The 22195-nt window shown below is 50.3% G+C and carries 4 protein-coding genes; 2 read left to right on the top strand and 2 right to left on the bottom strand.

Annotated elements, in window-relative coordinates; translation table 11 throughout:
- The first annotated feature begins 222 nt into the window (after window positions 1-222).
- Window positions 223-984: a hypothetical protein gene (locus ELR70_RS00065; RefSeq protein WP_054013387.1), complete on the top strand. Its 762-nt coding sequence runs from the start codon at window positions 223-225 to the stop codon at window positions 982-984.
- A gap of 173 nt (window positions 985-1157) precedes the next feature.
- Window positions 1158-1901 carry a transporter substrate-binding domain-containing protein gene (locus ELR70_RS00060; protein ID WP_082353053.1) on the top strand — a complete coding sequence of 248 codons (744 nt, stop codon included), beginning with the start codon at window positions 1158-1160 and terminating at the stop codon, window positions 1899-1901.
- On the opposite strand, the gene ELR70_RS00055 is transcribed toward ELR70_RS00060, so the two are convergent.
- Together ELR70_RS00055 and ELR70_RS00050 are read right to left on the bottom strand one after the other, a co-directional pair.
- Complete coding sequence (locus tag ELR70_RS00055; protein WP_054013388.1) at window positions 1894-2835, bottom strand: class I SAM-dependent methyltransferase; 942 nt, start codon at window positions 2833-2835, stop codon at window positions 1894-1896. The genes ELR70_RS00060 and ELR70_RS00055 overlap by 8 nt on opposite strands.
- Window positions 2836-2944: 109 nt before the next feature.
- Complete coding sequence (locus tag ELR70_RS00050; RefSeq protein ID WP_054013389.1) at window positions 2945-22138, bottom strand: Ig-like domain-containing protein; 19194 nt, start codon at window positions 22136-22138, stop codon at window positions 2945-2947.
- Window positions 22139-22195 lie beyond the last annotated feature (57 nt).

Genomic DNA, 22195 nt, shown 5'->3' with positions numbered 1-22195 from the left:
CCTATTTTGTCTAACGATGTCTTTTCGTTTCTAAAATAGAGACAAAGAATTAAACATAATCACATCATCCTATGAAAAAGGTCATTATTACGATTTTATTACTATTCATTGATTGTTTTAAAAGCCGGTTTGTTTGTTTTAAAATGTAAAATGCCATTTTTTCCGCGTTGATTCGTGATTAGAATGGGGCCAATCAATGACACAGACCTGTAAGGGACAACAATGAATACTGTAAGACTTTCCGCACTGGCGTTGGCTTGTTCAGCATTGCTGGCATGCTCGACCGAGACCACTGACTCAGAAAACGTGAAAACTGAGGCCATTTGGTCAAAAATCTACGTGACAACACAAGGAGAAACGTCCCGTGTCATTGTTGAATTAAATATTGATGGCCCGAATGGCAATAATATCAGGCTTACGTCAAGCGACAAATTAATCGCAAAAGCTGCAAACATAAGTCAGGTGATGGTCGAAGATGAAGAGCTGTTTGACGTAGACTACCGCGCAATTTTTGATGTTACGACCGGTGGTACAAAGTTCACGGTCGATTTTACCAGAGCTTCAGAGAATCAGACTTTAACATCAACAATGCATTTGCCGCAGCCGTTTAATATTATTACACCACAAAAAAATCAGTCATTTTCGATAACTGATACTGTAACCCTTTCATGGACACCCGGTACAGAAGACAATACCGAACTTGAAAGTAAGTTGTCTATTGAGTGTAAGAGAAACGATGGTGACTCTGCCTTTATTTACGTTAGTAATGACCAACTTTCAGACGACGGTAGCCTCAGTATCGACCTGGATACCATTGAAGAGTTAAAAGACACCGCAATCAACACCCGCCAGGAATGTAGTGCTGATTTTTATCTTGCCCGTACGCGCAGAGGCAGTGTCGATCCCAGCTATGCCAGTGGCAGTTCAGCAAAAGCTGTTCAGGAGCGCTACTCTGATAAGTTTGAGATCCGTTTGAGAGATTAATACGCGACTCTATATTATTTATAATCTCGGCCATAGAGAAACAGCTCGCACATTATCTGTAAAAAGCAGGTGTGCTTAGTTCAGATTTCCATCTAAGTGGTCTGAGGTGATGAACTGGATTTTTATTCAGAAACACGGCACACTGCTGGTTTTAAGATATATGCAGTGTGTCTATGCGTTTTGCGTTCTTGTTCTTCATTTTGTATATCCTTGTGCCGTTTTCCGGTCACACTGCCAGCATCAGATTCGTTGCAGAAGACCTGCCTCCCTATCATTTTCTCGATACAGACGAAAAACCCACAGGTGCGCTTGTAGAGATAGCGCAACAGCTACTCACTGAAACAGGGTTAAAGGGCAGTATAGAAATCATGCCGATGGCACGTGCGCTCCATGAGATGAGAGAGCACAATAATACGCTCATGCTATCATGGCTTAAAACCCCGGAGCGCGCCACGCAGTACCGCTTTTTGGGTATTATGTGTCACGCTCAGGCCTATTTGATTGGCCTGAAAGAGCGCGAGTTTTCATTGCACGACTTAAACAGTGCCAGACAATATAGGGTCAGTACCATTCGCGGCTACTATAGTGAAAGGTTCCTGCGCGCCGCAGGGTATTCAGAAGAGCATGAATTAGTTTTGGTCTCTCACTATCAGACACTCTGGCAAATGCTGTTTAAAGGCCGTACCGATTTGGTCTTAACTAATGCACAAACCATCAACAAAGAGCTCAGTGCACTGGGGTTACCAGCGGAGCAGGTAGAACGCAAATTAGCCGTTACAGCATTTCCTTCAGAGCTTCACCTTGCAACCCGGCTGGATTTTGACCAGGAGCAAGCTGAACTGCTAAAAGCAGCCCTGGCTAAGCTCAAAGACTCAGGAAAATATCAACAGATCCTAACTCACTGGCAACTTAACTAGCACCTAGCGTATTGAACACCAGGCACTTTAGACTGCTATCTTCATCAATATCCGGGAACTCAGGAGGATTTGGCAACCTAGATTCAAACTGCATTTGTGGTGCTTCCCTTGCCATTTCATCTATCAGAAACTGAGCACTCACATCCGGAGAGTTGACACAAGCAAGCACAACGCCCTGTGGAGTCAGCAATTCACCCAAACGCCTCAAAATACGTTGATAATCCTTAGTCAGTGCAAAACTTCCCTTTTGAAAACTGGGTGGGTCAATCACAATCATGTCATAGGGCCCTGACTTTTTCACTTTCCCCCAGGACTTAAACAACTCATGACCCAGAAAAGAAACTTTGTTTAAGTCATGGCTATTCAGTTGATGATTTACTTTACCCTGCTTTAACGCAGCTTTTGACATATCGAGATTTACAACATGCTCAGCGCCGCCGGCTATGGCTGCTACAGAAAAGCCACAGGTATAGGAAAACAAATTCAGTATCCGTTTACCTGCTGCATGTTGGCGCACCCACTGGCGACCCAAGCGCATATCCAGAAACAGCCCCATATTTTGCTTGGCACCCAAAGAAAGACCAAATTTCAGACCATTCTCGTTAACAACGGGCATTGCTTGCAACTCACCATAGACGATATCAACAGGTGCGCCACTCGCATAACGGTGTTGCAATAATATCGCTTGCGTTTTTTGGCTCCATTCAGGGCTTTTAATCAGGTCACATAGCCCAGCTTTCAAAGCTTCAACCCATTGTGGGTCATGCTCTTTAAACAAGGAAACCTGAAGCTGTCCCTGAAGCCAGTCGACGGTAAGGTGTTCAAGCCCCGGATAACATCGACCCCGACCATGGAACAGGCGTTGAATTTCATCGGGTAATTTGGCTTGTTGAGCAAGGAGGTTTAATAGAGTTGATAGTGGCGTAGCAGTCATTTAGTTTGGGTGCTTTTCAATATTGGCCCCTATTGTACTTAGGTTTTTCAGTCAGATGCAAATAACAAGGGGGGCATTTTAGCCCCCCCTTGTTACAGTGAAAAATAAATCAGAACCTCAGGCTAAGCCCAGCTGAAATCTCACTAATCGCATTTTCACTTAGGTTGTAGTAGCTGTAACTGATGTTAACTGCCGTATTATCAAAGACATCATAGCCTAGTGTAATACCACCATAAGCACTGGTTCCTTCCTTTTCGTACTGGCGCAAATGCTTGCTATTACGGGTACTGTCTATCTGGTATTTCCAATCAAATGCCCCTAAAAACAGTTCCGCGCTAAAGCGTTCATGGCGCAATAACTCATAGCCTGTTTGTAGCGCAAACCCTTCTGGAAGTACCGGCGTTGCGCGCGCAACTAGCTCATGAACAGTATCAGGTGTCAGTGACTGACCGCTAAGCGACAGACGCCCCTGACCCAGGTCTATGAAACGGACACCAACCTGCCACTTCGGCATAAGCTCGTAAAAAGCCCCGGCTGACCAAGAATCACTACTATCATCTACCGCACCAACTGTTAGTCCACCAACAGATGACGGAGCCTGATAATCAGCCTCAGCCTGGCCTACTGTTGCCTGTACACGCCACTGCTCTGCCAAAGCAGGGTTTGCCAGTAAACAACTGGTAGTTAACAGCGTATATGCAGGTAACTTACTGTTACGACGGCGCAAAATTAATGCCGACATCATGATCACTAATAGTCCTCCTAAACCACCCGAAGATGAATTTTCCACACTCACGCTCTGGTGAGCTGATACTGTTATTTTCACTATGCCCTGGCTGACAGCGCCATTACTATCTCTGACCTGGTAGATGATCACATCCTCACCAGAGAAGCCCACTTTGGGCACGTAAGTTAATGTGCCATCGATGTTCACCGTTGCCTGACCATGTGTCGCGGTGGCGCTTATCAGGAATAGTTGATCTCCCTCCGCGTCTGTGTCGTTGGCAAGTACATCGATCACAAGCGTCGTCTGGTCATTTGTCGAAGCAACATCAAGTGTCGTTTTAGGCGCACTATTTACAGTCAAATTGACAATCGCCTGACTGTTTGAGGTTCCGCCTTGTCCATCTGAAATACTGTATTCAATAGTAGCCACACCAACGAAAGTTGCAGGTGGCATATAAACCAGCTTATTGTCTTCAATGCGCACTGTTCCAAAGTCAACCGTAGCCCCGGTAATCATCAGTGGGTTACCATCTGCGTCAGTATCATTTTCCAGTACATCTATTACTATCTGTTGTCCCGATGCAACGGTAACCTCATCAGCAACAGCCACAGGCAAGGTGTTATCTGTTCTGGGAACAGCTATACCACCTGGATCAACGACACTGCGGTTGGCAATGCCATCGTCGTCGTTAGGACCACCATCAACAATTTGCAATTGCACACACCAATCACCCTCTGTGATGCCATCGGTCCACTCATTACTACCAGGAGGAGGACAATATCCAGGTTCACCTTTGGCAGACAATATTGCGTTGCCATCGGCCACCACAAAGTCAACCCAACCATCGTTTTTAAATTTACGATACACAGCATTTGCAGGAATAGGTCTGCGCTGTGGGATAACAATGGTGTAGGTGTCTCCTGCCTGTGGTAACCCTGTTGCAATAAAGTCGAACAGGCCACCGATATTTACCGCATTTTCATCGCCAGGCAGTTCACTTTCGAGCAGCTGAACACCACCTGTTGAGTTTTGCGCCACCGTTGCACCCTTACGTATACAAACACCTGGCTCACCCTCAACTAGGAACTGATTAGACTCAGCAGCTTGTTCCTGCATGACGTTACACTCAGTGATGGCATCCTGGAAGTCAGGTATACCATCGCCATCTGAGTCGGCGTAACCTTCTTCATCATCTGGAATTAAGTCACCATCGGTATCAACTTGAGTTAGCGCCTGTAGTTCAGCAACCACCTCAAGATAAATATCCCTTCTGGAAGAAAGGCTAGGCTGGGCGTCATCTGTTGCGGTCACCGTCAACTGATAAATACCCTCTGCTAACTCTGAGGTACTGAATACAAAAGTATTTTCATCTGCACTCTGATCGGTCAGTGCATTATCAACAGCATTCCAGGCCAGCGTCACGTTATCCTGCGGATTCGCATCTCTGGCAGTAGCTGTCACCGTGACCAGCTCATCATTAATAGTCAGCAATGAACGTACTTCACCAGCCTGCTCCACTTTGACGGAGACGGTAGGTGCGACGTTTTCTTCAACAATGGTTACCGTCGTAGACGATTTAGCTCCTCGGTTCAACGAATCGGCCAATGTGATGACGATATTTTCGTTACCCTCGATGACCCCATCACCAAAGATATTGAAACTGATTTGAGCTGAGGTGCCAGACTCAATCACTACCTGACCATCTACCAAATCATGGTCTGCTGCGTCGGCAGTTCCCGAAACAGTATATGGAATGGTCACCGGATAATTTGGCGCTGGGCCATTCAGGAACACATTGACCGTGTGGCTTTGTTCTTCCGCAACTTCACTGTTTTTCTCAAGCGAAACAAGCGGGTTCACAAATACATTTTGCGTCGCGATAGATTGTTGCCCCTGGCTGTCTGTTGCCTGCCAATACACAAAGTGCGTGCCTGGAGCAAACAAAGTAGAGCCATCCACTAGGGATACTGCCAATGTGTTGCCATTGCCATCTACTGCGGTTGCTGTGCCTAGAGGCACTTTAGTAAATAGTCCTGTTGCATTGAAAGTCACATCGGCAGGTACAGTAATCACTGGCAAAGTTGTCAACGGAGCTGAATTGATCCTGACCTGAGCCGTTGCCTTACTGCGCGCCTTCTGGCTGTCCTCTATCAGGTAGTTGATGACAATCAAGCCTTGGGTATCCGCCTGAGCCACATAAGACAGCGCCCCATCAACGATAGACACGCTACCTACAGACGCTTTAGCGCCGACAATTTTCAGCACATCTCCTGCATCGGCATCGGTATCATTCGCCAGTACATCAAGTGTGTAAGTATTGTTGGCTTGCGGTTCAAACACAAAGCTGTCATTCACTGCCAGTGGCAAATCATTGACCGCATTTATAGTGATCTTCACTTCGCCAGCTGTCGAATTCAGGCTGCCATCATTAGCAATATAACTGAAGCTGTCCAGGCCATTAAAGTTGCCAAACGGCGTATAGGTGAAAGTATTACCCTGTAGCACAAGTAAACCATTTACCGGCTGACGCTCAATGGATACCGTAACGGTATCGCCATCTTCGTCCGTTGTATCTGCTACAAAGCTAGTTGTGCCATCCTCGTTAACCACCACGTCCATATTGTTTGCAACCGGCTGGTTGTTAACAAACTGAACCTCAATATCAAATGCACTCAGAGAGGTCTGTGTTACACCGTCACTTACACTGATCACGATATCGCTGTATACACCCTCGTCATCTCTGCCCGGCGTACCCGATAGTGTACCAGTTGCAGTATCAAACTGCGCCCAGACAGGCTGATTGGTAATGGCAAACGTCAGAGTGTCTCCATCAATATCAGAAGCTTGCGGGGTAAAGCTATATGCTGTGTTGTGTACCACAGAGGTATCAGGCGTACCAGTAATCACAGGCGCATCATTAACAGCATTAACCGTTAGAGACACAGTGGCTGTATTTGAGTCAAGCGCACCGTCATTTGCCATAAAGCTGAAACTATCTGAGCCATTAAAGTCAGCATTCGGCGTATACAACCAGGTTGTATCAGACTGTTGCTGTAATGAGCCCGACGATACCCCTGACACTATGCTGTATGTGAGTACATCCGCATCAGGATCAGTGCCGCTGAGCGTAACTAGTAGCGTATCATCTTCGTTGAGTGATAATACCTGCCCTTCGACAACTGGCGCATCGTTTATCGGTGTGACACTCAGTGTTACAGTGGCCTCATTTGATACCGCGCCAGCCTGATCTTTCACCGTATAGGTGAAGCTGTCATTACCAAAGTAGTTTGTATTGGCGGTATAAACAATGGTGCCCTGTGCTGTCACTGTTGTTTGACCATTCTGAGCTGCACTCACAACGGTGACACTGCTCAGGTCGAAGCTGTCTCCTTCATCCACATCAAAGTCATTGCCCAGTACGTTAACTTCAAACGACCCTTCTTCTTGCAGTTCAACACTATTGTCGACCGCTACCGGGGCGTCATTCACAGGGGTTAAAGTGACGGTGACTGTCGCCGGTAACGAAGCTAGCCCTTCGCTGTCTGTTAATGTATAGGTGAAGCTGAATGAGCCTGTTTCATCTTGCTTAGGCGCAATCTCCAAGGTGCCATCAGCCAAGATGGTGACGTCAGCTTTGGCATAGCTACCAGCACCATTGCCTTGATCTTCAAGCGTGACATTCGCACCATTAAAGCCCTGATCTTCCACATCCGAATCGTTGGCAAGGATATCGAGAACAACCGTAACATCTTCATCTGTAGTGACCGAATCGTCACCAACCACAGGACGGTCATTGATAGCACCGATATTGACAGTGATGTTGGCTGAGGCCGAAGCCAGCCCGTCACTGTCTGTAATGGTGTAAGTGAAGGTCTCTTCGCCAACCTCATTGGTGTTTGGTGTATAGACTAAAGTACCAGCTTCCTGGTCCAGCGTGACCAAACCAAGAGTTGGCGTACTGCTTAGTGTCAGCTCCCCAGTCGGGATACCATCTTCAATGTCAGTCGCTGCAGCACGTACAGCCAATGCCGCTGAAGGGGTATCTTCATTAGTACTGATAGTTAAGTTTGCAGCTACCGGCGCATCATTCACAGGTGTGATTGTCACGACAACCGTTGCCTGCTCAGAGGTATTGAGCGCGGTATCTGCAACAGTATAAGTAAAGCTATCCTGACCATTCTCGTTAGTTGCAGGCGTGTAAGTTGCTATGCCATTAACAATGGACACAGACCCTTTAGCAGGCGCTGTAACAACAACAGCCGAAGCTGCGTTCATGTTGCCTTCTGGGTCACTGTCATTGTCCAGCAGGGCAATTTGTACCGCTGTATCTTCATTGGTTGTTGCACTGTCATCAACCGCTGTCGGTGCATCCTCAACCGGGTTAATTGTTAACGACACAGTATGTGTTGCGGAGGCCGCATTTTGCGCATCGGTTACCTGGAAGGTAAAGCTGTCGCTGGTACTCTCCGAACCATCGTGCTGATAATTAAAGCTACCATCTGCGTTTAAGGTCAACACACCATGCTGAGGTTGCGACAACGCACTGACAGACAGACTGTCGCCGCTATCCAAGTCATCGTCACTCGCGTTACTGAGTAAACCCAACATCGTAGTCACGGTCAACAGCTGACCCTCATCAAGACCAAAGCTATAGTCTTGAGCTGTCGGCGCATCATTCGTATTGATTACCTCAATATCAAAGGCGCTGAGCGACTGTTGTGTAGTACCGTCTGAAACCGTAATCACGATCTGCGTATCCGTACCCACATCTGCGTCGCTCGGCGTGCCCGATAGCGTACCCGTTGAGGTATCAAAGCTTGCCCAGCTAGGTTGGTTGCTGATAGAGAATATCAGTATGTCACCCGCATCGACATCAGAGACAGTAGGCGTAAAGCTATAGCTTGCATCTTCATTAACACTGGTCGCCGGGGTGCCGCTGATCTCTGGCGCATCATTGGTATTAACAACTGTGAGCGAGAAAGCTGCCAGAGCAGTCGCTGTGGTGCCGTCACTCACTGAAATCACTATGTCGCTTGTAGTACCCACATCGCCGTTGGCAGGTGTGCCTGACAAGGTTCCCGTTTGTGCATCAAAGCTTGCCCAAGCTGGCTGATTCACAATACTGAAGGTCAAGCTGTCTCCGTCAATATCTGATGCAACCGGCGTAAAGCTGTATGCTGCGTCCTCATTTACGGATGTTTCAGGGTTACCTGAGATAACTGGCGCGTCATTGACATTCACAACCGTAATTGCAAATGCATCCAGACTCGCGGTTTCTGTGCCATCAGTAACACTGACCACGATTCCCTGATAAGTCCCAACATCACTGTTGCCAGGAGTACCAGTTATCGCACCAGTCGAGGCAGAGAAACTTGCCCAGGATGGCAGGTTTGTCACGCTGAAGGTTAGCGTATCGCTACTATCAACATCCGACGCCGTAGGCACAAAGCTGTACCCAGTGTCTTCATTCACACTGGTCGATGGCGATCCAGATATGATCGGGGCATCATTAGTATTGGTAACGGTTACAGAGAAGGCAGCCAATGAGACTGTTTCTGTGCCATCACTGACGCTGATCACGATATCTGAGAATGTACCTACATTATCATTGGAGGGAGTTCCAGAGAGCGTACCAGTTTGTGTATCAAAGCTTGCCCAGACAGGTTGATTGGCAATGCTAAAGGTCAAGCTATCATCCACATCCACATCGCTGGCTGTCGGCGTAAAGCTGTACGCTGTGTCCTCACTCACACTAGTCGCTGCTGTACCTGATATTGTTGGCGCGTCGTTGGTATTCACCACAGTGATATCAAACGCCGTCAGGCTAACAGTTTCAGTCCCATCCGTCGCGCTTATCACTATCCCCTGATATGCGCCAACATCATCATTATCTGGCGTACCAGTCAATGCACCTGTAGTGGTATCAAAGCTTGCCCATGATGGTAAATTCTGCACACTAAAGGTCAGTGTATCAGCATCTGCATCCGTTGCTGTTGGAGTAAAGCTGTAGGCACTGTCTTCGTTAACTTCTGTTGCCGGCGTACCCGATATTACTGGTGCATCATTCACCGCGGTCACCGTCATAGTAACCGTAGCCTCGTTCGACACTGCACCGGCAGCGTCCGCTACCGTATACGTAAAGGTATCTTCTCCGGAGAAGTTAGTATTCGGTGTATAAATAATGGCGCCAGCAGCCGTGACTTGCGTCTGACCACTGCTGGGAGCCTGAACCACTGTAACGCTGGATGCATCAAAGCTATCGTTTTCGTCTACATCGGTGTCATTACCCAATACGTTGACTTCAAATGAGCCCTCTTCCATTAACTGTGCAACATTATCGGTAGCAACGGGCGCATCATTAACAGGCGTCAGCGTGACTGTCACGGTTGCCGCATCCGAGCTGAGGCCTTCGCTGTCAGTCAACGTGTAAGTAAAGCTAAAGGTGCCTGTCTCATCTTGTTTCGGTGCTATCTGCAATGTGCCATCTGTCTGTATGCTTACATCTGCTTTAGCATAGCTACCTGCGCCGCTACCCTGGTCTTCCAGAGTAACATTAGCTCCATTGAAACCTTGGTCTTCAACGTCCGAATCGTTGGCGAGTATGTCAAGCGTCACGCTGACATCTTCGTTAGTGGTCACACTGTCATTAGCAACTACGGGACGGTCATTCACGGCACCTATATTCACTGTGACTGAGCCAGACTCAGAGGTACTGCCTTCGCTATCGGCAATGGTATAAGTAAAGGTATCTGTGCCCGTCTCGTTTGCATTTGGCGTGTACACCAAAGTACCAGCTTCTTGATCTATGGTTACACTACCTTTTGCAGGTTGCGTAGCAAGAGCAATATCACCTGAAGGAGTTCCGTCTTCAACATCACTGGCTCCAGCACGCACTGCAATTGCGTCACTGGCATTATCTTCGTCTATTGAAACTGTGAAGTTTTGTACGCTAGGTTGATCGTTCACAGGAGTAATCGTCACTGTCACAGTCGCTTCGGCGGAGGTATTAAGGGCCGCATCTTTGACCGTATAAGTGAAGGTATCCTGACCCGTTTCATTGGCATTTGGTGTATAGGTCACAACGCCATTCGCAATGGTCACAGACCCTTTGCCAGGCTGTGTCACAATTGCAGCTGAAGCTTCAACCAAATCATTTTCCGGGTCGCTGTCATTGGTTAGCAGATCGAAAATGACTGCTGTGTCTTCATTTGTCGTTGCAGAGTCATCCACTACAGTTGGCGCATCTGCCACCGGCGTGATAGTTAGTGTAACCGTTTGAGTCGCAGACGTCGCATTGTTACTGTCGGTGACCTGATAAGTAAAACTATCGCTGTGATTTTCGCTGCCATCATGCTGATAACTGAAGCTGCCATCTGCGTTCAAGGTCAACTGGCCGTACTGTGGCTGGCTTACAGCGCTCGCCGTTAAGGTATCGCCGCTATCCGTATCATCATCCGTAGCCGTGCTTAACAAACCATTGGCTGCTGTGACGGTAAGTGTCGCCTCTTCTTCCAACGTGAAAGTGAAAGCTTGTCCAACCGGCGCATCATTAGTATTTACTACTTCAATACTAAATGCCGTCAGTGTTGCCTGATCAGTGCCATCAGACACTGAGATTTGAATATTTGCGTGTGTGCCAACATCACCATCCGTTGGCGTACCCGTAAGGGCGCCAGTTGTCGTATTGAACTCTGCCCAGTCTGGCTTGTTCACAATACTGTAGGTGTGGGTGTCTCCATCGTCCGAGTCGGTCAGTGTCGGAGTAAAGCTATAAGCTTCATCTTCATTTACCGAGGTAGCAGGTGTGCCCGACAGCACGGGTGCAACATTATACTGCTTAGTCACTGTAGCAGTTACACCTTCAGCTGCATTGCCCGCTTCATCGGACACGATAACAGTCAGTGTCAAAGTGCCTTCATCAAGCGTGCTGACATCAACGCCTGTTAACTGCTGGCTGCTGCCCGTGATTGTTGTTGCACTATCGCTTGATACAGTATTGGTGCCATCGCTAACTTGATAGGTGAATGTGCCGGCCCCTTCTAAGCCAGATAGAGTAAAGCTAAGCGCCGATTCATTGTCTCGGTTAATCAGTGTTTGATCTATCGCCACAGATTGGCCTGATGGCGTCACATTGTCGAGCGTAATGCTTTGTGTTGCTGCGCTAGAGGTGTTACCCGCCGTATCAGCTTGCGTTGCCGACACGGTCAGGGTGCCATTATTCAGGCCGCTAACATCCAGCTCACTGCCGCTCAGCGTCCAGTTACCTGAGTTGTCGGCAGTCACTGTTGCACTTACCGGTGTATTACTACCGTCGGTGATGCTCACCGTCACGCTATTGCCCGCTTCCGCACCTGACCCGGCAATGAGTACGTCGTTATCTTCCGCCGCACTCACAATACCATCGCTTTCGATCGGCGTGGTGATGGTCAGCGCCGAAGGTGCAGCGTTATCCAGAGTAATGGTTTGCGTCGCTGCCGTGGAGGTGTTACCCGCCGTATCCGCTTGTGTCGCCGACACAGTCAGGGTGCCGTTGTTCAGGCCACTGACATCCAGTTCACTGCCACTCAGCGTCCAGTTGCCAGAGTTATCGGCGGTCACCGTGCGGCTCACCGAACTGCTATTATCGGTGATAGTCACAGTCACGCTATTGCCCGCTTCTGCACCTGAACCGGCGATGAGTACGTCGTTATCCTCCGCCGCACTCACAATGCCATCAGTTTCAATTGGTGTCGTGATGGTTAGGGCAGATGGCGCGGCATTGTCGAGCGTAATCGTTTGGGTGGCTGCGGTAGAAGTGTTACCCGCCGTATCCGCTTGTGTCGCCGACACGGTCAGGGTGCCATTGTTCAGGCCACTGACATCCAGCTCACTGCCGCTCAGCGTCCAGTTACCTGAGTTGTCGGCTGTCACCGTGCGACTAACAGATGAATTATTATCTGTGATGGTGACAGTCACGCTGTTACCCGCTTCCGCACCGGAACCGGCGATCAATACGTCATTGTCTTCCGCGGCATTGACGAGTCCGTCAGTTTCGATCGGCGTGGTGATGGTCAGCGCCGAAGGTGCCGCGTTATCCAGGGTAATCGTTTGCGTCGCCGCGGTCGAGGTGTTACCCGCCGTATCCGCCTGGGTTGCCGACACCGTCAGGGTGCCATTGTTCAGACCACTGACATCCAGTTCACTGCCGCTCAGCGTCCAGTTACCTGAGTTGTCGGCAGTCACCGTCCGGCTCACCGAGCTGTTGTTATCCGTGATAGTCACGGTTACGCTGTTACCCGCTTCTGCACCGGAACCGGCAATCAGTACGTCGTTATCCTCCGCCGCACTGACGAGTCCATCGGTCTCAATTGGTGTGGTGATGGTCAGCGCCGAAGGTGCCGCGTTATCCAGGGTAATGGTTTGTGTCGCTGCGGTAGAGGTATTACCCGCCGTATCCGCCTGGGTTGCCGACACGGTCAGCGTGCCATTGTTCAGGCCACTGACATCCAGCTCACTGCCGCTCAGCGTCCAGTTACCTGAGTTGTCGGCTGTCACCGTGCGGCTCACCGAGCTGTTGTTGTCCGTGATGGTCACGGTCACACTGTTGCCCGCTTCCGCGCCGGAACCCGCGATCAATACGTCATTGTCTTCCGCGGCATTAACAATGCCGTCGGTTTCAATCGGTGTGGTGATGGTCACCGCTGAAGGTGCGGCATTATCGAGCGTAATCGTTTGTGTCGCTGCGGTCGAGGTGTTACCGGCGGTATCGGCTTGTGTTGCCGACACGGTGAGCGTGCCATTATTCAATCCACTGACATCCAGCTCACTGCCGCTCAGCGTCCAGTTACCTGAGTTGTCGGCAGTCACCGTCCGGCTCACCGAGCTGTTGTTGTCCGTGATGGTCACGGTCACGCTATTACCCGCTTCGGCACCGGAACCCGCGATCAGCACATCGTTGTCTTCGGCCGCATTGACAAGTCCATCGGTCTCAATTGGCGTCGTGATGGTCACAGCGGAAGGCGCAGCATTATCCAGAGTTATTGTTTGCGTCGCTGCGGTGGAGGTATTGCCTGCGGTATCCGCTTGCGTCGCCGACACCGTCAGGGTGCCATTGTTCAGACCACTGACATCCAGTTCACTGCCGCTCAGCGTCCAGTTACCTGAGTTGTCGGCGGTCACCGTGCGACTAACAGATGAATTATTATCTGTGATGGTCACGGTCACACTGTTACCCGCTTCTGCACCGGAACCCGCAATCAACACATCGTTGTCTTCCGCCGCATTGACAATGCCGTCGGTCTCAATTGGCGTGGTGATGGTCACAGCGGAAGGCGCGGCATTGTCGAGTGTAATCGTTTGCGTCGCTGCCGTGGAGGTGTTACCCGCCGTATCCGCTTGCGTTGCCGATACCGTCAGCGTGCCATTGTTCAGACCGCTGACATCCAGCTCACTGCCGCTCAGCGTCCAGTTGCCGGAGTTGTCGGCAGTCACCGTGCGGCTTACCGAGCTGTTGTTATCCGTGATGGTGACAGTCACGCTATTGCCCGCTTCCGCACCGGAACCGGCAATCAGCACATCGTTGTCTTCGGCTGCATTGACGAGCCCATCGGTTTCGATCGGCGTGGTGATGGTCAGCGCCGAAGGTGCCGCGTTATCCAAGGTTATTGTTTGCGTCGCTGCCGTGGAGCTGTTACCCGCCGTATCCGCTTGCGTTGCCGACACGGTCAGAGTGCCATTGTTCAGACCACTGACATCCAGTTCACTGCCGCTCAGCGTCCAGTTACCGGAGTTGTCGGCGGTGACTGTTCGGCTCACCGAGCTGTTGTTATCTGTGATAGTGACAGTCACACTGTTACCCGCTTCCGCACCGGAACCGGCGATCAGCACATCGTTGTCTTCGGCCGCATTGACGAGCCCATCGGTTTCGATCGGCGTGGTGATGGTCAGGGCTGATGGCGCAGCATTGTCGAGTGTAATCGTTTGCGTCGCTGCCGTGGAGGTATTACCCGCTGTATCCGCTTGTGTCGCCGACACGGTCAGAGTGCCATTGTTCAGGCCACTGACATCCAGCTCACTGCCGCTCAGCGTCCAGTTGCCAGAGTTATCGGCAGTCACCGTCCGGCTCACCGAGCTGTTGTTGTCCGTGATGGTCACGGTCACACTGTTGCCCGCTTCTGCACCAGAACCCGCAATCAACACATCGTTGTCTTCCGCCGCATTCACAATGCCGTCGGTCTCAATCGGCGTGGTGATGGTCACCGCTGAAGGCGCTGCATTGTCGAGCGTAATCGTTTGCGTCGCTGCGGTAGAGGTGTTGCCTGCGGTATCGGCTTGAGTCGCCGACACGGTCAGAGTGCCATTGTTCAGGCCACTGACATCCAGTTCACTGCCGCTCAGCGTCCAGTTGCCAGAGTTATCGGCAGTCACCGTGCGACTAACAGATGAATTATTATCTGTGATGGTCACGGTCACGCTATTACCCGCTTCTGCACCGGAACCCGCAATCAACACATCGTTGTCTTCCGCCGCATTCACAATGCCGTCGGTTTCAATTGGTGTCGTGATGGTCACCGCTGAAGGCGCGGCATTGTCGAGCGTAATCGTTTGCGTCGCTGCGGTAGAGGTGTTGCCTGCGGTATCGGCTTGAGTCGCCGACACGGTTAGGGTGCCATTGTTCAGGCCACTGACATCCAGCTCACTGCCGCTCAGCGTCCAGTTACCCGAGTTATCGGCAGTCACCGTCCGGCTCACCGAGCTGTTGTTGTCCGTGATGGTCACGGTCACACTGTTGCCCGCTTCTGCACCGGAACCCGCGATCAGCACGTCGTTATCTTCCGCCGCATTCACAATGCCGTCAGTTTCAATCGGGGTGGTGATGGTCACCGCAGAAGGCGCCGCATTATCCAGGGTAACGGTTTGCGTGGCTGCGGTGGAGGTGTTACCCGCCGTATCCGCTTGAGTCGCCGACACCGTCAGTGTGCCATTGTTCAGGCCACTGACATCCAGCTCACTGCCGCTCAGCGTCCAGTTACCTGAGTTATCGGCAGTCACCGTCCGGCTCACCGAGCTGTTGTTATCCGTGATGGTCACGGTCACGCTATTGCCCGCTTCTGCACCGGAACCCGCGATCAGCACATCGTTGTCTTCCGCCGCATTCACAATGCCGTCGGTTTCAATTGGTGTCGTGATGGTCACCGCTGAAGGCGCGGCATTGTCGAGCGTAATCGTTTGCGTCGCTGCGGTGGAGGTATTGCCTGCGGTATCCGCTTGTGTCGCCGACACGGTCAGGGTGCCATTGTTCAGACCACTGACATCCAGTTCACTGCCGCTCAGCGTCCAGTTACCTGAGTTGTCGGCGGTCACCGTGCGACTAACAGATGAATTATTATCTGTGATGGTCACGGTCACACTGTTACCCGCTTCTGCACCGGAACCGGCAATCAGCACATCGTTGTCTTCGGCCGCATTGACAAGTCCATCGGTCTCAATCGGCGTGGTGATGGTCAGGGCAGACGGTGCGGCATTGTCCAGAGTTATTGTTTGCGTGGCCGCAGTCGAGGTGTTACCCGCCGTATCCGCCTGAGTAGCAGACACCGTCAGGGTGCCATTGTTCAGACCACTGACATCCAGTTCACTGCCGCTCAGCGTCCAGTTACCTGAGTTGTCGGCAGTCACGGTGCGGCTCACCGAGCTGTTGTTATCCGTGATGGTCACGGTGACACTGTTACCCGCTTCCGCGCCGGAACCGGCGATCAGTACATCGTTGTCTTCGGCCGCATTGACTGTGCCATCGGTCTCAATTGGTGTCGTGATGGTCACAGCGGAAGGCGCAGCATTATCGAGCGTAATCGTTTGCGTCGCAGCCGTGGAGGTATTACCCGCCGTATCCGCTTGTGTCGCCGACACCGTCAGTGTGCCATTGTTCAGACCACTGACATCCAGCTCACTGCCGCTCAGCGTCCAGTTACCGGAGTTATCGGCGGTGACTGTTCGGCTCACCGAGCTGTTGTTGTCCGTGATGGTCACGGTCACACTATTGCCCGCTTCCGCACCGGAACCAGCAATCAGTACGTCGTTATCTTCAGCCGCGTTGACTATACCGTCAGTCTCAATCGGTGTCGTGATGGTCACCGCTGAAGGCGCGGCATTGTCCAGCGTAATGCTTTGTGTGGCAGGTGTGGAAGTATTGCCCGCCGTATCAGTCTGAGTTGCAGATACAGTTAGGGTGCCATTAGTCAGGGCGCTGACATCCAGCTCGCTGCCACTCAACGTCCAGTTACCTGAATTATCGGCAGTGACTGTGCGACTCACGGGGGTGTTATTTGTGTCGGTGATGGTCACAGTCACGCTATTGCCCGCTTCCGCACCGGAACCGGCGATAAGCACATCGTTGTCTTCCGCCGCATTAACGATACCATCTACTTCAATAGGCGTAGTGATACTGACCGCAGCCACGCTAGTGTCCACTGTTACAGACAGGCCTGAGCCATCAGCAGTATTACCAGCTGTATCAGTTGAGCGAGCTGTCATCGTGTGTGTGCCTGCTGATAAAGCAGACGTAGTGATAGTCCAGGTACCTAACGTTGCAGTGCCGGTGCCTACAGTGCCGTCAATACTCGAAATCAACGTAATAGCACCGCCGTTGGGACCTGAACCAGTAAACGTCGCCGTGGTATCGTTTGTAACATTGTCCGTATTAGAGGTACCAGTGTCACTACTGGCGTCCAAATCCGGCGTGCCCGGTGCCGAAGGCGCGGTTGTGTCGATCGTGACGCTTAAGCTGCTGGATGCCGCACTCTCGTTACTACTTGCATCCGTTGCTTTTGCTGTAATGGCGTGTGTTACACCAGCGGTCAGTGCACTCGTGGTAATTTGCCAGTTGCCACCGGTTGCAGTGCCTGTGCCTATAACCGTTGTGCCACCGCCCTCTTGATCGCTATACAACCTAACAGTCGAGCCACTTTCCGCGGTACCACTGAAGGTCGGGGTCGTGTCGTTGGTGTTATTATCACTATTCGAGGAACCGGTATCAGACCCAGCATCAAGGTCTGGAGTCGACGGTGCATTTGGTGCCACATCATCATTAACAGTAATAGTAAAGGCTTTTTGGAATGTGGTCGTTGCATCACTGGTTTGCAAACAAACCACATAACTACCTGCCGACAAAGCTGCCTGTGTCTGTAAGCTCGTTCCATTAATCTGGAAGCTGCCATTGTTAGTATCAGCCGTACAAGTGCCATTTGCACTCGCTCCAGTACTCACTAAGGTATATGAATGGCTGTCGCCAGTATCTACATCTGTGGTACTTAAAGTGGCCACGTTTGCGCTCGCACCAGTTGCAGACTGATTAATGGCAGTCGCTGTCAAAGCAATATCAGTTGGTGCATCATTTTGCGCGGTAATGGTAACAGATGCCTGATTAGTGCCCGTACTATTTGCGGTGCCATCATTAAAGGTATAATCAAGCGTTACAGATGCCGGTGGCGCTTCTGAACTGTTCTGATAAGTAATATTTTGCAACACAGAATCAACGATTGCAGATGTCGCATTGGTGTTAAACGTCAGCACCAAGGTGCCCGATGAATTGGTTGTTACTGTACCAACCGTGGTTGAGTTATAAGTAAAGGTACTACTTTCTGTAAGGGTTCCCAACAGGCCATTATTACCAAAGACATCCTGCGAGCTAGCACCGCCGTTTCGGGCTATGGTCAGGGTTGCATTGTTGTAATTACCCGCGCCGCTGTCGAGGGCATCCAGCTCAGTATCTGCAATCAAAACATCTGAGTCAATGACAATGGCAGAGCCATTTTCAGTAAATGTTTGCCCACCATTGAGGTTGCTAAAGGCTGGAACATCATTCGGCGTAATAAAGGTGATATCTGTATTTGCACCGTTGTCTGCCACTGTAAAATCAAGTGAATTAGCAGGTGCATTTGACAGGCTAATTGCGACTTCAATCGAGCTAAAGTCTGTCGAATTGGTATCTATCTGAAGTGTGCTGGTGCCGCTAAAACGCACGTTGCTGGTTGTAAGGCCAGTAACACTATTTATAGTTATGATGTCACCAACACTCAAATCGGTAATAGTGTCGCCGTTGAGATCAGATGCGTCGCCAACAAAATTATCGTTGCCTGCGTTACCTGTCATCGAGTCTGTACCACCGCCCGGGCGGATGGTATCGGTACCGCTACCACCTGTGATGGTATCGTTACCGTCAAAGTCCGTGGCGGTCATATTGATGGTATCGCCACTCAGTGCACTGGCGTTCAGCGTAATAGCGTTACTGAGCGCAAAGCCCACTGCATTAGAGATAGTGACCGAGTTACCGTTCGAATCAAAGTTATCAGTCAGCGTAATATTAAAGATATTATTGGTACCAATTGCCAGGTTTTCGATTTCAGAAACGCTGGTATTGGCAAAGTTAAACGTGCCCCCGTCCATCAATTTGAGCGTTTCAGAGCCGGCAGCACCAGTAATCGCCGTAGTGAAGTTATTTGCCACGTTTGCCACGTCAATGGCCACCGTCGCCCCACTGGCCAGTGACAGAGTGCCAATATTAGTAAAGCCCCCACTACTGACATCAGCCCCATCAGACGCACTCACAGTATCCCCGGTAGTTGGGTCGCCTACCAACGAGCCATTAAAGGCACTACCAGCAATATCGAATGTAATAGCATCGTTAGACACGGTTGCATCTATTGTGGCAGATGCATTGGTGACTGTGATGGTCCGGGTGTTGGTGCTGTCGTCGTTTACTGAATAGGTCTCTATACCTGTCAGCGTTGTAAAATCGCCATCGCCACTAATTGTAATGGTCTCAGAGCCTGCAGCTGTCACTGTGCCCGTAAACGAAGCATTTTGCGCTGGGGTCATAGTCACAGATGCGCCACTGGCCAATGTCAGGTTAACGATATTCGCAAGCGTACCGCCTGAAATATTCGCCCCTGAAGACATAGATATAGTATCAGCTGTCGTGCCGTCGCCCGTGAGTGTACCGGTGTAACTCAAAGTGCCGATATCAAAAGTAACGGCGTCTGTAGATGACGAGGCCGTTACTGATGTACCAGCAGCCGCAACAGTGACCGTTCTACTGTTAGTCGATGAATCGCCAACCGAGAAACTTTCCACATTTGCAAGTGTGGTAAAATTACCATCACCCGAAATATTAATGGTTTCGCTGCCAGCCGCTGTGATTGTGCCACCAAACAAGGCTGGCTGAGAGGCTGTCATGGACACACTTGCCCCACTGGCCAGCGTCAGGTTTTCAAAATTAGACACGGTTGCACCAGCAATACTGGCGCCCGAACTCATAGAAAGCGTGTCTGTGCCTCCGGCGCCGTTGAGAGTGCCGGTTGCTGTCAAAGCGGCTATGTTTATGGTGTCGTTGCCGCTGCTTCCCGTGACGTTTTGACCTGCTGAGCTAAGCGTAATGCTATTTGCCGCACCTAAAACATACGTTTCGATGGCGCTTGCAGCGGTGAAACCGTCGGTTGCTGCGGAGATAGTTATCGTTTCAGTCGCACTACCATTAACTGTACTAAAGGCATCATGTTGTGCCTCTGTCATTGTCACAGATGCATTGGCATCCACGGTCAAAGTTTCAAAGCCGCTCACCGTAGCGCCGGCAATGCTGGCACCATTACTCAGTTGCAATACATCGGTACCACCATTACCAGCTAAAGTACCTGTCGCGGTAACAGCCCCTGTTACAACCGTATCTGCCGAGCTGCTGCCCGTCACACTTTGCGCCGCACCGCCCAATGTAAAGGTAAAACCAGCACCCAAAACGTAAGTTTCAATGTCGGCATCACCAGAAATAGTTCCATCTCCATCAGCACTGCTCAGTGTAAATTGGTTAGTTCCTGCACCATTTATGGTGGTAAAGGACTCGTGCTGAGATTCCGTCAACGTAATGGACGCACCACTATCTGGTGTCAGCGTCTCAAAGCCACTCAGGGAGGTTAAATTTGCCAGATTCGTACTGGTTGGAACAGAGAGAATATCGGTACCTGTTCCACCACTTGCGGTAGAGCCTGTGGTATGACTGGCATTGGCGATTGTTAGGGTTTCATCACCGCCGGCAAATGTAATGGCCGGATTCAGATTGGTACCATTACTGGTATTGAAGCCTGAGGCTGTAGAACTGGCAGCTGTGACGTCAGTCACACTGACGGTAGCTGTACGCGTAGTGCTACTCGCAGAGCCATCGTTGATCACCACGCTCACGGTACGTGCTGTTTCGTTTGGCGTGCTCGAAGTATTATTATAAGTAATAGCCTGAAGGAAAGTGGTGACTTCAGCAGGCGTTGCCGTTGCGCCCGTGATTGAAATGGTATCCTGCAAGGTGATATCAGAGGCACCCGACACACCAGTCAGGGCATTTTGCGCGGCGGCCGTTACATTCAGACCTTCAGATGCACCATCCTGATCATTGGTCAGTGTTATTGTTATGGTTTTTATGGTGTCACTGTCTGCATCTGTTGCAGAGGCACTGCTGGCAATGTTAACTGCGCCACTGCCCTCAGAAAAACTGGCGCTGCTGTCGCTACTGCCACTGCCCGTGTCCAGGTCAACAACCGGTGTTGTATTGGCTGTACTGAAGTTAAAGGTGGTGTCGTCACTGATCCCCGTGAAGACGTTGCTGGATGTATCTGTTATCGCACCTGAGTCAATCCGGATAGCGTATGTCCGGTTGCCGGTTAAATCACTGGTTGGATTAAGGTAAACTTTATCGCTTGAAATACTGACCCGCCCTGCACCGGGAGAAGCAGTATTACCATCACTTTCGCTCGCGACATCAAATACCTCAAAGTCGCTATTGTCGGTAACGTTACGAATGGTGATATTACCACTGGCAAGTGCAAGGTTTTCATCAAAGGCGATGACAATGTTGTTACTAACAGAGACATTCGTCGCATTATCATTAGGCGTTGAACTTGCACTGACAAAAATAGGTGCCGTTGAATCCGACGCTACTGCATCATCCAGAGTAATATTACGTATAGCAAGACGAGAATCATAAGCACTGGCGGGGTCTGTATCAGGGAATGTGATAATTAAAGTGTCGATATCTTGCCAAAGTGCATTATTAAAATCACTACTACGTGTAAAGCTAAAAGTTGTACCGACCCCTGATGCTACCGGAGGTGTTAAGTCCACGGTGACCGTTTGCGCACCGTCTTTAAAACCCGTAAACCTAACCCTACGCTCCGCATCAGTATCTCCAGCCCGAACGAAGGTAATGCCATCAAAACTAAAGTGTGTACCAGAGTTTTCAAGGAGCTTATAGCCTTTGTCAGTCGCACTGGCTCCTGAGTTACCGATAAAACCGGTCGCATAAAACGAGCTAAAGGCCACAGCAAAACTCTCTGCTGTATAATTGTCTCCGCTCTCTCCGCCATCCAGAATAAAAGTAACCGCGCCGGCCGAATCAAGAGAAATATCCGGGACGCCACTAGCACCGTCTCTCACATCCGTTGGCGTACCTGTACCGGAGGAATAATCCAGTACTTTTTGGCCTGCCCAGATATTACCGGAAAACAATGCTGCGGATATACCAGCCGATGTGACGGCGGTGGCAACTTTACTTAATCTCATCTTACTACTCCGTTATTTTACCTGGTCCAGTGACACTTTATTGTTTTAATATTTACT

The sequence above is a fragment of the Pseudoalteromonas sp. R3 genome, assembly GCF_004014715.1.
Classification (GTDB): Bacteria; Pseudomonadota; Gammaproteobacteria; order Enterobacterales; family Alteromonadaceae; genus Pseudoalteromonas.
Note: the sequence above shows the minus strand (reverse complement) of the source record. Positions and strands in the feature narration are given on the sequence as shown.